Origin of the sequence: Thalassolituus sp. ST750PaO-4 (assembly GCF_020320405.1) — a bacterium.
Lineage (GTDB): Bacteria > Pseudomonadota > Gammaproteobacteria > Pseudomonadales > Oceanobacteraceae > Venatoribacter > Venatoribacter alkanivorans.
Genome location: NZ_JABVCB010000005.1, coordinates 552,868 through 567,876 on the forward strand (window position 1 = coordinate 552,868; position 15,009 = coordinate 567,876).

Annotated in this window: 14 protein-coding genes and 1 tRNA gene; 6 read left to right on the forward strand and 9 right to left on the reverse strand. The window is 53.7% G+C overall.

All coding sequences use genetic code 11. From position 1 onward, the window contains the following. Nucleotides 1-153 precede the first annotated feature (153 nt). Entirely contained in the window at nt 154-1,296 is a 1,143-nt protein-coding gene (locus tag HUF18_RS04950) for a helix-turn-helix transcriptional regulator (protein WP_225691357.1), read from the forward strand. Between the two features lie 48 nt (nt 1,297-1,344). On the opposite strand, the gene HUF18_RS04955 is transcribed toward HUF18_RS04950, so the two are convergent. The 5 genes from HUF18_RS04955 to yrfG form a co-directional block, all read right to left on the reverse strand. Then, nucleotides 1,345-2,211 carry a hypothetical protein gene (locus HUF18_RS04955; protein WP_225691358.1) on the reverse strand — a complete coding sequence of 289 codons (867 nt, stop codon included), beginning with the start codon at nt 2,209-2,211 and terminating at the stop codon, nt 1,345-1,347. A gap of 142 nt (nt 2,212-2,353) precedes the next feature. Then, nucleotides 2,354-3,892 carry a phosphoenolpyruvate carboxykinase gene (locus HUF18_RS04960; protein WP_145467165.1) on the reverse strand — a complete coding sequence of 513 codons (1,539 nt, stop codon included), beginning with the start codon at nt 3,890-3,892 and terminating at the stop codon, nt 2,354-2,356. Nucleotides 3,893-4,102: 210 nt separating this feature from the next. Continuing rightward, a complete protein-coding gene (gene hslO, locus HUF18_RS04965; protein ID WP_225691359.1) occupies nt 4,103-4,960 on the reverse strand; it encodes an Hsp33 family molecular chaperone HslO in 858 nt (285 codons plus the stop codon). A gap of 1 nt (nt 4,961) precedes the next feature. Beyond that, the gene (hslR, locus tag HUF18_RS04970) at nt 4,962-5,360 is read right to left on the reverse strand and encodes a ribosome-associated heat shock protein Hsp15 (protein WP_145467161.1); all 399 of its coding nucleotides are present in this window, start codon (nt 5,358-5,360) and stop codon (nt 4,962-4,964) included. Nucleotides 5,361-5,363: 3 nt separating this feature from the next. Next, nucleotides 5,364-6,020, reverse strand: a complete 657-nt coding sequence (gene yrfG / locus HUF18_RS04975) for a GMP/IMP nucleotidase (RefSeq protein ID WP_225691360.1) — start codon at nt 6,018-6,020, stop codon at nt 5,364-5,366. 44 nt (nt 6,021-6,064) lie between these two features. Here yrfG and nudE point away from each other — a divergent pair, with 44 nt between their 5' ends. Further along, the gene (nudE, locus tag HUF18_RS04980) at nt 6,065-6,631 is read left to right on the forward strand and encodes an ADP compounds hydrolase NudE (protein WP_225691361.1); all 567 of its coding nucleotides are present in this window, start codon (nt 6,065-6,067) and stop codon (nt 6,629-6,631) included. A gap of 7 nt (nt 6,632-6,638) precedes the next feature. Here the strand turns inward: nudE and HUF18_RS04985 are convergent, their stop codons facing one another. From HUF18_RS04985 to HUF18_RS05000, 4 genes are all read right to left on the reverse strand, one after another. Beyond that, nucleotides 6,639-9,083, reverse strand: a complete 2,445-nt coding sequence (locus HUF18_RS04985) for a PAS domain-containing hybrid sensor histidine kinase/response regulator (protein ID WP_225691362.1) — start codon at nt 9,081-9,083, stop codon at nt 6,639-6,641. Nucleotides 9,084-9,126: 43 nt separating this feature from the next. Then, on the reverse strand, nt 9,127-9,810 hold the full coding sequence (locus HUF18_RS04990; RefSeq protein WP_145467153.1) for an LrgB family protein: 684 nt from the start codon (nt 9,808-9,810) through the stop codon (nt 9,127-9,129). Further along, nucleotides 9,807-10,145, reverse strand: a complete 339-nt coding sequence (locus tag HUF18_RS04995) for a CidA/LrgA family protein (RefSeq protein ID WP_225691363.1) — start codon at nt 10,143-10,145, stop codon at nt 9,807-9,809. The genes HUF18_RS04990 and HUF18_RS04995 overlap by 4 nt, the downstream gene beginning before the upstream one ends. A gap of 19 nt (nt 10,146-10,164) precedes the next feature. Then, nucleotides 10,165-10,249, reverse strand: a tRNA-Leu gene (locus HUF18_RS05000). Between the two features lie 115 nt (nt 10,250-10,364). Between HUF18_RS05000 and HUF18_RS05005 the strand changes: the two genes are divergently transcribed. The 4 genes from HUF18_RS05005 to HUF18_RS05020 all read left to right on the forward strand — a co-directional run bounded on the left by HUF18_RS05005 (nt 10,365) and on the right by HUF18_RS05020 (nt 14,941). Further along, a complete protein-coding gene (locus tag HUF18_RS05005; protein WP_225691364.1) occupies nt 10,365-11,381 on the forward strand; it encodes an AI-2E family transporter in 1,017 nt (338 codons plus the stop codon). A gap of 91 nt (nt 11,382-11,472) precedes the next feature. Beyond that, nucleotides 11,473-12,171 (forward strand): response regulator, encoded by a 699-nt coding sequence (locus tag HUF18_RS05010; RefSeq protein WP_145467147.1) that lies wholly within the window; start codon nt 11,473-11,475, stop codon nt 12,169-12,171. 27 nt (nt 12,172-12,198) lie between these two features. Beyond that, on the forward strand, nt 12,199-13,530 hold the full coding sequence (locus HUF18_RS05015; protein ID WP_225691365.1) for a HAMP domain-containing sensor histidine kinase: 1,332 nt from the start codon (nt 12,199-12,201) through the stop codon (nt 13,528-13,530). Between the two features lie 148 nt (nt 13,531-13,678). Continuing rightward, a complete protein-coding gene (locus tag HUF18_RS05020; RefSeq protein ID WP_145467143.1) occupies nt 13,679-14,941 on the forward strand; it encodes a malic enzyme-like NAD(P)-binding protein in 1,263 nt (420 codons plus the stop codon). The last annotated feature ends 68 nt before the right edge of the window (nt 14,942-15,009 follow it).

Sequence of the window (15,009 nt, forward strand, 5' to 3'; positions counted from 1 at the left end):
GGATGTGAGCAGGTATTCTGCTATTACTTATATGTATGAAATCTGTTGCTGATAGTTGGATGAATATATTCCGCTGCAGCAATGTCAGAAAATTTACCAGGGTTTAACCGGAATACGTTTGTTATCCGGACAAGCCTGTTATCCGGAGTTGTTATGCAGGATGATTTGCTGGATTTTGTCGGGGATATTTATGAAGCCTCGTACAAACCCAGGCACTGGGAGGTGGTGATGGAAAAACTCTGCCTTTTGACACAGTCAAGATCCAGTGTGCTGATCATCGAGAATCAGAACTCCGGCAGCCGGAAGATCATCAGCATACATGGTATCAGCCGCATTCTTGCGCTTGCTTATAATGCCGGACTTGGGCGTTACGATAATACGTTTTCTCTTATCAAAACTCCGGTAAATGATGTCACAATATTGCCGGCAGCAGAGTTAAAAAATAATAGCCCTTCATATTATCAGTTTATTCTGAAGCCTGCGGATATCGGCCATATCTCCGCTGTCAATCTGCATAAAGACAATGAAATCCGTGTTGGACTGGCGGTACACCGTTCATTTAATGCGCCCGCATATACAGACAAAGAAATCAGGATCATGCGGCTTATTTCTCCGCATATCTGTCGCTCCGTTTTAATTCAGCGGGAATTAGGCAATGCCCGTAGCGAAGCTCACAGTCTGATGTCGCTGGTATCCAAAATGCCTATGGGCATGTTGCTGATCGATAAATATGGAGAGGTAAAATTCTGCAACTCGGTTGCCGAATTTGTTATCAGTAAGCACAAAGGACTCTCTCTGGTCGACAATAAACTGCAGGCTCATAACCGCGAGAATCAGAAGCAACTGGAGTTTGCTCTGCAGAATGTACTGGATGTTCTGCACAGCGAAACCGAGCAGGATAAACCAACCGTTACCACCGTTTCTTTTTCCCACCCGCAATTTTCGTTTCCACTGGTTCTGTTTATTTCTGCTGCGGAAGAATCTGGCAGACACCCGATGCATAGCGGAGAAGAGCGCTATGCGACGGTATATATCAGCGACCCCGGAGGGAAAATGAACATCTCCGCCGGACAGCTGGCAGAAATATTTGCTCTGACCAATGCTGAAGCTCAGGTGGCGTTATGTCTGGTTAACGGACTTAAGCTGGCAGATATTGCAGAACATAATGGTACTGCACTGGAAACCGTACGCAGCCAGATGAAAGCGGTTTTTAACAAGCTTGGTGTCAACACGCAGCAGGATGTTATCCGGATTATTATTCAGACCATGATTCCGCTGAGCGGCAATCCGGAATAAGAAATGACAGCCATAAAAAACGGGAGCCGAAGCTCCCGTTCAGTGCGATTACATGCTTGCTACATTCTTAATAGATGCTTTAATCGGCGCTATATCCTGAGGCTCATAGCTGGTTGTTCCATCAGGCTTAGCCGAATATGTCATTGTGAAGTTGTAATTCAACAGAGTTCCTTTTCGGGAGGGGTATATTTCAGCAGTTAATGGCACCTGTCCCTGGTTTGTTTTTAAACTGAAGGTACTTGTCTTTCCAATTTTATCTTTAGACTCATCTTCGTTGTACTTATAAAAACCATAAACCCTTTTGAAGTTACCATATACGACGTTATCTTGGCTGTCGATTACCAACTCTTCTGCAAACGATTTAGAAAACGAGATTTCAGGTTGGATCTTTTCAATATTTTTAAATACTCTCGTCAGGGCGGCATTGTCCAATAACGGAGAATACGGAACAAATACTGGGTTTCTGGCTTCAAGAATATTTACGCCGTAATTAATATCGATGAGCGCAATTATCTTTCCATCTGCCCGACTGAACGTGACTGGGATTGTTATTTCTTGTACGGTTACATATTCATTGTTGGTGGATGAATAACGCTCACCATTTTGGAATAATAAACCGATCATGCACTGCGATTCTGTCATGCAGCGAGATTTTACTTCCATCCCTTTGATATCAGATATCCCTGATGAGTTACGATAATAGCCCTTGGCTTTGTATCCAGCAGCATTCGTGATGGCACTGCTGATATTGGAAAATACTTGAGCTTGAGATATGCCGGTATCACCCGAATCATAGGTTAGTTTTACTTGTGTGGGGGCGGAGCCTAAATCAACAGACTTCATTACAGGTGCTGCACACCCAAATAAAATAGCTGAAGTACAGATTATAGACGCAGGTAATAATTTGAATGACATTACTAGTTCCTTTCGATTGTCATTAGGGACGAAGGCATTATGCAGATTTAGTCTATGAGGTCAATTTGCTTATTGTCGATAAATTTCTGCAATAAAAAACGGGAGCCGAAGCTCCCGTTTTTTATTGGCCGCTAAGCAGGAATTAATCCAGCTGCGGGCCTGCAGCTACGATGGCATCAGAGACATCATATTTCTTGAAGTTTTCTACAAACTGGGCAGCCAGGTTGCGGGCAGCTTCGTCGTACTTGTCGGCATCGGCCCAGGTGTTGCGTGGGTTCAGCAGTTTGCTGTCAACGCCTTCCAGAGTCTTAGGAACCAGCAGGTTGAACACAGGCACAGTCTCGGTTTCAACGCCGCGCAGTTTGCCGTTCTGGATTGCAGAGATCACAGCACGGGTAGTCGGGATGCTGAAACGCTCACCGCCGGCACCGTTAGCACCGCCAGTCCAGCCGGTGTTAACCAGATAAACCTGAGAGTCGAATTCGGTAACGCGCTTGATCAGCAGTTCCGCGTATTCGCCAGCAGGACGCGGGAAGAATGGCGCGCCGAAGCAGGTAGAGAAAGTAGACTTCAGACCTTTGCTGCCGCCCATTTCGGTAGAACCAACCAGTGCGGTGTAACCGGACAGGAAGTGGTAAGCAGCCTGTTCTTTGGTCAGGATAGAAACAGGTGGCAGTACACCGGTCATATCACAGGTCAGGAAGATAACCGCTTTAGGTTCGCCGGCCATGTTTTCCAGAACGCGTTTTTCAACGTGCTCCAGTGGGTAGGCGCAACGGGTGTTTTCGGTTTTGGAAACGTCGGTGTAATCGGCAACACGGGTAACCGGGTCGATCACAACGTTTTCAACGATGGCGCCGAATTTGATGGCGTTCCAGATGATCGGCTCGTTTTTCTGAGACAGATCGATGGTTTTCGCGTAGCAGCCGCCTTCGATGTTGAATACGGTGCCTTTGCCCCAGCCGTGCTCGTCGTCACCAATCAGGAAACGCTCAGGGTCAGCAGACAGGGTGGTTTTACCGGTACCGGACAGACCGAAGAACAGACAGGTGTCGCCGTCATCGCCAACGTTGGCGGAGCAGTGCATTGGCAGCACGTCTTTTTCCGGCAGCAGGAAGTTCTGCACGCCGAACATGGCTTTCTTCATTTCACCGGCGTAACGCATACCGGCCAGCAGTACTTTGCGCTGGGCGAAGTTCAGGATAACCGCGCCGTCAGAGTTGGTGCCGTCACGCTCAGGAACACATTCGAAGCCTGGTACGTTCAGGATCTGCCACTCTTCTTTGTCAGAAGGGTTGTAGGTTTCCGGACGGATAAACAGGTTACGGCCAAACAGGTTCTGCCAGGCAGTCTGGGTGGTCATTTTAACCGGCAGGTAATGCTGCGGATCAGAACCCACGTGTACGTGTGACACGAAGCTGTCGTGCTGGGCCAGATACTCTTCCACGCGTTCCCACAGAGCATCGAACTTGTCGGCGTCGAATGGGCGGTTGATGTTGCCCCAGTCGATGGCGTCTTTGCTGCTTGGCTCTTCGACGATGAAGCGGTCCATCGGAGAACGGCCGGTACGGATACCGGTTTCAACAACCAGTGCGCCGTTGTCCTGCAGCAGGCCTTCGCCACGCAGGATTGCTTGTTCTACCAGTAACGGTGTCGATAAATCGGTGTAAACAGTGGTCATATATCGGTGCCCAAACGGGTCCTCATAATTAGCGCACGGCTTGTGGCCATACTCTGATGTTCTCTATACCGCCCTGAGGGTACACGGGCGAACCCAAAGTTGAAGGCGCGTGATTATGCCAGAAAATTGGTTAAACGCTAAGCCCTGTCTTTTGAGGTGAAATGGCTGTCCCGAAAAGTCCCCTTATGAGGACTCGGGTTATCGCCACTTTTAATGTGGATTCCGTTCCGGAAACAGCTCTTCTATTTGTGGCCGGTCGAAGACGTAGCTCTGTTGGCAGAATTCGCAGGTGATATCGATCTTGCCGTTTTCTTCAATCATGCTGTTCAGCTCGTCGTACCCCATCTGATGCAGGGCGTTGGCGATGCGCGGCTTGGAGCAGGTGCAGAAGAAGCTCAGCTCAGAGGCCGGGTAAATACGGGTCTGCTCTTCGTGGAACAGGCGGTGCAGTACGGTGGCGGCATCCAGTCCCAACAGTTCGTCGTTACGGATGGTGGAAGCCAGGTGGCTGACTCTGTCCCAGGCATCGGTATCGGTGACCTGACCGGCGGGCGTCGGCATTTTCTGCAGCATCAGCGCGGCGGCGGTCTGACCGTCACAGGCCAGCCAGAAGTGGCTGCCCAGCTGTTCGGACTGGGTGAAGTACTCTTCCAGCGCCTGGGCGATATTGCCGCCATTTATGCTGACAATGCCCTGATAACGCTGGCCCTGTTCCGGCTCGATGGTGATCACCAGCTGACCATCGTCAAAGCGCAGTTCGCTGTCGCCGGCGCTCTCATCGTAACGGGCGATGGCGCGCAGCTGGCCTTTCTCGTTGGTTTCGGCCTGCAGTAAAGTGACGTTGCCCGGCAGGCGCATCTGCAGGGTCAGGCGTCCGGCAAATTTCAGGCTGGCGCTGAGCAGGGCAGTAGCGGCCATCAGCTCACCGACGGCAACGGCAATGCGCGGCGGATACTGATGACGGCGCAGCACTTCGCGGTAGCTGTCCTGCAGGTGGGTAATCTCACCGCGGATGTCGGTGTTGTCGAAGCTGAAACGCTGCAGCGTGTCGCGGCTGGTATTGCTCATGTCAGTAATCCTGATTGTGCTCAAAGCGGCGCATATCGCGGCGCTCTTTCTTGTTGGGTTTGTGGTCGGGCACCTGCATGGAGGCCTTCATAATGCGCCGCCGTTCGGCTTCATCCATGCGCTGTTTAATACTTTCCGGGGTTTCTTCGTATAACGACCGGGCTTCCGGTGCGCCGCGGCGCTGATCGGACAGCGCGGTGATCAGCACTTCTTTCTGGTCGAAGCCCTGACGGATGCTGAGGCGGGCGCCCAGCTCGGCGGTTTTGCTGACCTTGCAGCGCTGGCCGTCGACATGCACCTTGCCGCCTTCAATGGCGGCCTTGGCCAGTGCGCGGGTTTTAAAAAAACGCGCGGCCCAGAGCCATTTGTCGAGACGGATCTTTTCTTTGTTGTCAGTCATATCTTAAAAATCCAGCTCATCAAAATGATGAATGCCGGGGAAGCGGCTGTCGGTATTGGGTTCTTTCTGGCTGTCGGGATGGAAAATCGCCAGCAGGAAAGCGATGCCCCAGCGGGCGGCGGATTCTAGCACAGGCTGGCTGTCGTCGATCAGCAGGGTGCGGGCCGGATCGAAGCCTTCATCACGCTGCAGGTGATCCCAAAATGCCTGACTTTCTTTCGGCTCGCGGTAATCGTGGGAGCTGATGACGCGGTCGACTAGCTGATCAAGGCCGGTTCGCTCCATTTTCAGGTTTACGCTGTCACGGTGGGCGTTGGTGACGATCACGGTGCGTTTGCCCAATTGCTTAAGGCGGGCGAGGAAATCCTGTACGTGCGGGCGGAAACCGATCTTATGCTGCACATCGCGCTTCAGTTCGGCGATGGGCAGGCCAGTGAGTTCGGTCCAGTAATCAAGGCAATACCAGTCGAGGGTGCCGCGCAGGCCGACAAAGCTTTTGTTCAGCTCAGCCAGGGCCTCTTCCTCGCTCAGGCCGTGCTGTTGGGCGTAGACCGCCGGCAGGTGGTCGAGCCAGAAATAATTGTCGAAATGCAGATCCAGCAGAGTGCCATCCATGTCCAGCAGCACGGTATCAATTTGTTGCCAGTTGGTCAGGCTCATAGGGTTATACTCGCAATCGGAATGTCTATTAAAACAGGGCTGTTATGCATAAAAAACCACAGATTTTGCAGCGTCATCTGGTGGCGCAGAGCCGTTTGTTCCGGGTGGAATCCTTCGATCTGCGCTTCAGTAACGGAGTTGAGCGGACCTATGAGCGTCTGATGCCCGGTGGAAGCGGCGCAGTGATGCTGGTCGCGCTGCTGGATAACGATACCATTGCCCTGATCCGGGAATATGGGGGCGGAATTGAAGATTACACCCTCACGTTGCCAAAAGGTGCGATTGATCTGGGCGAGAGTCTGCGCGAAGCCTGTAACCGCGAGCTGCAGGAAGAGATCGGTTATGGCGCGCGGGAGTTTATTCATCTGAAAAAACTCAGCCTGTCACCCAGCTATATGAGCGGCGGTATCGATGTGGTGGTGGCCCGCGATCTGTACGAATCGAAGCTCGAAGGCGACGAGCCGGAACCGCTGGAACTGGTGCCCTGGAAGCTGAACAACCTGCACGAACTGTACAGTCGCGAAGACTGCACCGAAGGCCGGGCGATCGCCGCGCTGGCGCTGGCGCAGGAATTTCTGGCCGGGCGTTTTGACGGTGAAGTGCTGACCTGAGCCTGCTTCAGGCTTGGGTTCTGGCGGGCAGGAAGTCGGCGATCACTTTGCCCAGGGTATCCAGCCTGATGGGCTTGCTGATAAAGCCGTTCATGCCGGCCGCCAGGCAACGCTCTTTATCTTCCAGCATGGCATTGGCGGTCAGGGCGATGATCGGGATATGGTTTTTATGGCTGCTGAGATCGCGGATGCGTTCGGTAGCGGTAATACCATCCATCACCGGCATGTTCACATCCATTAAAATCAGATCGTAATCGTTGCTCAGTACTTCGGTGATGGCCTGCTCGCCGTTGGATACCGTGGTATACACCAGGCCCAGCCGGCTCAGCATGCGTTCGGCAATTCTCTGGTTCACGCTGTTGTCTTCGGCCAGCAGCACACGGCCATGCAGGGTACGGTTCTGTTTTTCGGCCGGTTGTTTTTCTTTTTCCGGTGCGTGCCCTTCGTGCAACGGTAACTGCAGCACAAAGGTGCTGCCATGACCGATTTCTGAACTGAGTCCTATATCGCCATTCATCGCTTTCGCCAGGTGACGGCTGATGGTCAGTCCTAATCCGGTACCGCCATATTGACGGCTGGTGCTGGTATCGGCCTGTTTGAACGCGGAAAAAATCTGTTCTGTTTTGTCCTGTGCAATACCGATCCCGCTGTCGCGTACTTCGATATTCAGCAGATAGCGGAAGTCTTCCTGCTGTTGGCCGCTGACGCGGATTTCAATACGGCCTTTCTCGGTGAATTTCAGTGCATTGCTGAGCAGGTTGGTGATGATCTGGCGCACCCGTTTCGGGTCACCACGCCAGTTGGCGGGCAGACCTGAGTCATAGTAATACAGCAGCGATAATCCTTTGCGCCGTACCGGTTCGTTAAACAGCTGATAGATGTCGGTGATCAGACGGTTCAGGTCAAAATCAATCTGTTCAATCTCCAGATTGCCGGATTCAATTTTCGACAGGTCGAGAATATCGTTAATGATGTCGAGCAGGGCGTGGGATGAGTTATGAATAATATCCAGATAGTGGCGCTGGTCTTCTGACAGCGACGAGTCGAGCAGCAGCTCGCTGGCACCAAGAATGCCGTTCATTGGGGTACGGATTTCATGGCTCATATTGGCCAGGAAAATCGATTTACTGCGGTTGGCACTTTCTGCCTGCTCCAGCGCCTCGCGGATGCGTACGTTGGCGGTTTCCAGTGCCCGCTGGTTGGCCACCGCCTCGGTAATGTCGAGGCCGGCCAGCAGTACTTCCTGATGTTCACCACTGTTGATGCGGGTCAGGCGCCAGCTGATGGTTGATTCCTTGCCGCTGGCGGAAACCAGCGGAAATTCCGAGGCCCGGCTGCTGGCGTGACTGCCCAGTAGCTGTTGCCAGTCATGACTCAGGCGTGCGGCATGGGTTTTGGGCAGCAGATAACTCAGCGGCTGTTTGTACAGCTGCTTTTTGTCCATCTGCAGCAGATCCTGTACCGGCTGGTTGATGCGCTGAATATTGCCCTGCTGGTCGCACACCAGCAGCAGAGTCTGCATTGAATCAAAATAAGCCCGTACCCGCTGTTGCTCGGCGCGCAGCTTTTCTTCCATATGATGGCGTTTACTGATGTCGTCGCCGGTCAGCAATATGTAGTCGCGCCCGTTGAGGTGCCATGGCTGGGCATGCAGTGCCCAGCGTCCATGGTCGCCATGGCGATCAATCAGGGTGCACTCAAAGTCGACCAGCGTCCGGCTTTCCAGCGCCTGCTGCAGGTAACGGGCAATCTGTGGCTGTTCTTCCTCGGGCTGAATTGCCGATAAGCGCTGATCGTGATCATCGGCAAACAACTCAATAAAACGCGGGTTGGCATCCAGAATCAGCTGCTGAGCACTGAGACGCACCGCAATGCCACTCATATGTTCCCAGCTGAGGCTGTGCTGCAGACTCTGGCGGTCGAGCTGGTCACGCAATGGCCGGACCAGATGATGGAAACCAGCAAACAGAATAATGATAACGGCCAGATCGGTCAGTGCCGCACCAACCCAGCCCTGCAGATAATGCTGGCGCAGCTGAGATAGTGACTTACTGACAACCAGACCCTGACCGGGCTGTAGCGGCTGGAGGTACTGCAGATAGGTGTGCTGCTCGTCATGCATCCGTTGCAGGCCACTGATGCCTTGCGCGGCTTTTGTTACGGCGTCGTTGCTGATTCCGGGTTGTGGTGGCAGGCGGATGCTGAGTTTATTGTCATGCAATACGCCGGTCTGCACCGCCAGCCCCTGGCTGCGCAGGTAACCCAGCTCGGCTGCGCCTGGCAGGCTGTCGGAGTTGAGTTTCCATTGTTGCAGGAACCTGCCGGCCAGACGCTCTAACTCATCCTGCTGGTGTTTTACTTCGTGCAGATACAGCAGGAGGCTGGTAACAACTGTGATCATCAGCGTTGACGCCAGCGCGAGCATCCAGAGGTATTTTATGTGGCGGCCCATAGTGCGTCCTTTGCCGAAGTCCCTTAACAATAGATGCTTGTGGTCAGACAATCCAAGGCAATACCAGTGCATGCAGGGTGGCGGTCAGGGTCATGGCCATTGCCGCATAGGCCGATTGCTGTGGTCCTAATTCCAATGCACGACTGGTGCCAATGGCATGGGCGCAGATTCCCAGTGTCAGTCCAACGGCCTGCGGGTCATCCATGCGCAGCAGTTTTAACAGGGACGGAATCATCAGAGCCCCGAGAATTCCGGTGATGATGACAAAGGCTGAGGCCAGAGCGTTGATGCCGCCGACCTGTTCGCTGATGGCCAGTGCCACCGGAGTGGTAATGGATTTTGTGTAGATCGTGCGGGTGATGGCGTCATCACCAATCCAGAAGTGCGCCAGCAACACTGCACAGGCTACGGTTGTGCCGCTGCCCAGAGTTACCGCCAGAACAATGCGCAGCCATTGTTTACGCATGGTATGAATAAACTGATACAGCGGTACCGCCAGCATGACCACCACAGGCCCCAGCATCTGGTTCAGGTAATCACCGCCCCGCATATAGGTCTGATAAGAAACACCGCTTAACTCCAGACAGGTCACGACCAGTACAACGCCGGTCAGAATCGGTGGAATAAAGGCGTTGTTACCCAGGCGGCGGTAGAGTTGCTGGCCGGCAAGAAAAGACGCAATGGTAAGCGCGGCCCAGAATAACGGCAGACTGAACAGATGTGTCATGAGCCTGATTTACCTCCCTTGCGCATAATCAGCGCACTGAGCAGGGCGCCGGGAATCAGGCTGAGCGCAAGAATAACCAGCAGGGCGGGACCATGTTCGGCGAGCAGTTGCTTTTGGGTAATGATGCCAACACTGACGGGAATCAGGAATAAAGGCAGCAGGGGCGACAGCGTTTGGGTGATGCGCTGCAGATTATCCGGCGTTTTGCCGCGCAGTATCAGCGCCAGCAGTAACAGCAGCATACCAACAATGGATGCCGGAACAGGAAGATGCAGCAGTGTTTGTAACAGAGAACCCAGCAGCAGAAAGATCAGCAGGGTAAGGAGGCCGGACATACGTCTGCTCCTGAAAAGTTGGTGCGGAAGGAGAGACTCGAACTCTCACGCCGTGAAGCGCTGGAACCTAAATCCAGTGTGTCTACCAATTTCACCACTTCCGCGATTCAGGGCGCGGATATTATACAACTCGGATGCACTTGCCAAGAGGCCGGAGCCGCTGGCCCTGAAGGGGGGCGCTCGTGTATGGTGCCTTTTTTTGCATAACAGGGAATGGCTATGCCTTCAGATAATCGTTTGGCCAGTAATATTCTGCTGAGTGCGGCCGCGGTCGTGATCGTGATTGCAGGTATTAAAAGTGCCGCTGCCATGCTGGTACCTTTTTTACTGGCGGTATTTATTGCCATCCTCAGTGCGCCACTGCTGCGCTGGCTGACTAATCACCGAGTCCCCGGGGTTGTGGCGGTGTTGTTGCTGGTTATAGGTTTCCTGTTGCTTGGCACCGTACTGGCTTCTTTTGTCGGCGGTACACTGACGGCGTTTTATAAAGATATGCCGCTGTACGAGCAGAAACTGCAGGCGCTGACCAGTCATGGCGTGATCTGGTTGCGCAGCCTTGGCGTGGAAGTGGCTGATAATGTGATCCGCGAATATGTAAATCCCGGCGTAGTGATGAGAACCGTTGCCTCTGTGTTTAATGGCCTGGGCGGCGTGCTGACCAACACTTTCCTGATTCTGTTTACCGTGATCTTTATTCTGCTCGAAGCCTCCAGCTTTCCGGCCAAGGTTAAACGCGCCTTCGGTGAAGAAACCCAGGCCTTTGCCCACTTTGAACGTTTCTCTGAATCGGTGCAGCAATACCTGATGATTAAAACCGTGGTCAGTTTTGGTACCGGCCTGACTGTTGGTCTGCTGCTGGCGCTGATCGGTGTTGATTACTGGGCACTGTGGGCGCTGGTTGCTTTCCTGCTCAACTACATACCTAACATCGGTTCTATTATTGCGGCCGTTCCGGCGGTGCTGATTGCCTTAATTCAGATTGGCCCGGGAGCCGCGTTGCTCACCGCCGGGGTTTATGTGCTGGTCAATACGCTGTTCGGTAATGTGGTTGAACCGCGCCTGATGGGGCGCTCGCTGGGGCTGTCGACGCTGGTGGTTTTTCTGTCGTTGGTGTTCTGGGGCTGGATTCTCGGGCCGGTGGGAATGCTGCTGTCGATCCCTCTGACCATGGTGGTTAAGATCGCGCTGGAAACCCGGCCGCAGTCGCGCTGGATCGCCACCCTGCTTGATCACTGATCTGTTCAGGGCACGGTATGAGCAAAGAAGGGTAAAAACACTGCCGGCCACGGGGCTGGCAGCGCTAGACTGGGCGCAACGGAGGATGGTGATGAAATCGATTCTGCTGGTTGATGATGATTACGAACTGGGCGAACTGTTGCAGGAATACCTGTCGATGGAAGGTTTCGCCCTGACCGCTGTGCAGGACGGTGAAACCGGTCTGCAGCGGGCACTGAGCGGCGATTACGATCTGGTGCTGCTGGATGTGATGCTGCCGAAAATGAACGGCTTTGAAGTGCTGAAAAAACTGCGTACCGAGTCTTCCCTGCCGGTAATTATGCTGACCGCCCGTGGCGAAAGCGTGGATCGGGTGCTGGGTCTTGAGCATGGCGCCGATGATTATATTCCCAAGCCTTATCACCACCATGAACTGGTGGCTCGTATTAAGGCTCTTTTCCGCCGTATTGATCTGTCGGCTGAGCAGCCTGGCAAAGGTGCGGTCACCACGCTGAATGTGGGTGAGCTGCAGCTCAATACCACGCGCCGGGTAGTGACTCTGGATGGCGTCGAACTGGCCCTGACCGGTGCCGAATTCGGCGTACTGCATTGCATGATGGAGCACGTTGGTGAGCTGGTGGATAAAGATACGCTGTCGCTGGCGGCGCTGGGTCGTCCATTGATGGCCTACGATCGCTCTATCGATATGCACGTCAGCAACCTGCGCAAGAAACTGGGCCGCCGCAGCGATGATTCTGACTGGATCAAAACGGTGCGTTCGCGCGGCTATATGCTGGTCAGCCCGGAATAAACTCTCCCCTTTACCACAGGCCTGTGCATGCGCTGGTATCGCTCGCTGTTTTTCAAAATTTTCCTCTGGTTCTGGGGGGTGATCTTCCTTTCCATGTGGGCAGCGGTGCTGACCAACGAATGGATTGAAGACGATTATTTCCGCCCGGCCACTCAGCCTGAAGCCATGCATCTGGTGCATCTGATGGACCGTGAACGGCCGATTGTGGCTGAAGGCCGCAAGCTGTGGCGCAAGATGCGCCCGGGCTGGAATCTGGTGGCGGTGCCGGTGGATATGATCAGTCAGTTGCCCCACGATCTGGAAGAATTTGCCGATGAGGCGGATGAAACTGACCAGATTCTGTGGGGGCAGAATGACGGCTGGCTGATGATCGGGCCGTTGCAGCGCCAGGGCTATCTCTATATCGCCGTTGCCCGTAAAGAATGGCAGAGCGTGCTGAATAACGAAGACCGCTGGCTGGTACCGCTGGCGATTGTTGTTGTGGTTACTTTGCTGTGCTTTGTGCTGGTGTGGAGCCTGACGCGGCCAATTCGTCGGCTGCAGCGCACCGTACGCCAGCTGGCACAGGGTAATTTTGATGTCTCCGGCCTGCGCCGTGATCTGCACCGGCATGATGAAATCGGCATGCTGGCCAGCGAAGTGGTGGATATGGCCGATGCCCTGCAGCGTTTATTGCACAGTCATCAGCAGTTACTGCGTGATGTGTCGCACGAGTTACGTTCGCCATTAACCCGCCTGCAGATTGCCCTTGGTATTGCCCGCAAAAAAGATCAGCACCAGATTCTGGCAGCGGAGCATGACCGGATAGAACGCGCCGTCGGACAGGTCGATGGCCTGGTCGGACAGATTCTTGATCTGGCCCGGCTGCAGCAGACCGACAGCCAGCAGTTGCAGACCGGCCGCCTGGATCTGGGCAGTCAGTTGCAGATCTGGCTGCAGAATGCAGACGTTGAGATCGAAGAAAAACACCTGCAACTGATGGTCAAAGGGCCGGCCGCTTCCCTGACATGTGACTGGGACTGGATGCTGGTCGAGCGGGCTTTTGACAACCTGTTGCGTAATGCCATCCGTTTTGCGCCGCAGGGCTCAGAGTTGTCTGTCGGTGTAACAGTCCGTGCTGAGTATGCGGAATTGTGGGTGCAGGATCAGGGGCCGGGCGTACCTGAAGAAGAACTTCTGCGGATTTTCGATCCTTTTACGCAGGTCGATTCGGCCCGCGATCATGCAGCCGGTGGTTATGGCATCGGGCTGGCGCTGGTGAAGCGCATTGTTGAACTGCATGATGGCAGCGTTCGCGCCGAAAATTGTTCCCCCGGTTTGCGTGTGATCATGCAGCTGCCTGTGCAGCCACAAACCTGATCTGGCTCAGTTAAAAAAGAGGGAAGCGCCGGATTAGCTGGAAAAAGCAATAGGTTTTTGGTAGAAAGTACGACCCTTATGCCCCCTGTGTTCTGGACGATGTGGCACAGCTGGCTTTTAAATACAGTGAAGAGACTGGACAAGTACTATGTCACAAGATTTCAAGCAAGCAGCTCTGGATTACCATCAGTTCCCTAAGCCAGGCAAAATCAGTGTCGAACTGACCAAGCCTGCGCAGACTTCACAGGATCTGTCTCTGGCCTACAGCCCTGGTGTGGCAGAGCCGGTCAAGGAGATCGCTGCTGATCCTGAAAACGCCTATAAGTACACCGGTAAGGGTAACCTGGTTGCGGTTATCACTGATGGTACTGCGATTCTGGGTCTGGGTGATCTGGGCCCTCTGGCTTCCAAGCCGGTTATGGAAGGTAAGAGCCTGCTGTTCAAGCGCTTTGCCGGCGTAGACTCCATCGACATCGAAGTTGAGTCTGAAAGCCCACAGGCCTTTATCGACACCGTTCGCCGTATTGCTATTACCTTCGGTGGTATCAACCTGGAAGACATCAAAGCACCTGAGTGTTTTGAGATCGAACGCACCCTGATCGAACAGTGCGACATCCCGGTATTCCACGATGACCAGCATGGTACTGCGATCGTAACCGTTGCCGGTGCTCTGAACGCTCTGGAAATCGTTGGCAAGAAAGTCGAAGACGCCAAAATGTGCGTACTGGGTGCCGGCGCAGCTGCAATCTCCTGCACCAAGCTGCTGATCCTGGCAGGCATGAAGCCAGAAAACATCTTTATGTGTGACCGTAATGGTGTGATCCACTCCGGTCGTACCGATCTGAATCAGTACAAGCAGGCATTCGCTGTTGAGACTGACAAGCGCACCGTTGATGATGCCCTGAACGGCGCTGATATCTTCCTGGGTCTGTCTGGTCCTAACATGGTGACCGGCGAACAGATCAAAGCAATGGCAGAAAACCCAATCATCTTCGCCTGTGCTAACCCGGTTCCGGAAATCATGCCGGAAATCGTTAAGGAAGTTCGTCCTGATGCCATCATGGCAACCGGTCGTTCCGACTACCCTAACCAGGTAAACAACGTACTGGGCTTCCCATTCATCTTCCGTGGTGCTCTGGACGTACGCGCCAAGCGCATCAACGAAGAGATGAAGCTGGCTGCAGCCAAAGCTCTGGCTGGTCTGGCGAAAGAACCTGTAACTCAGGAAGTTCTGGATGCTTACGGTCTGGAGTCTCTGGAGTTTGGTCGTGAGTACATCATTCCTAAAGCCGTTGATACCCGTCTGCTGGGTGCTGTATCGGCTGCGGTTGCTCAGGCTGCGGTTGATACCGGTGTGGCACGTAAGCCATTCCCGGCTAACTACCCGCTGAAAACTCTGGCTGATATCTGATTGATCAGACCATAGTAAAAAACCCGGCTATGCCGGGTTTTTTTATGCCTGTCGTTTACGCCAATGCT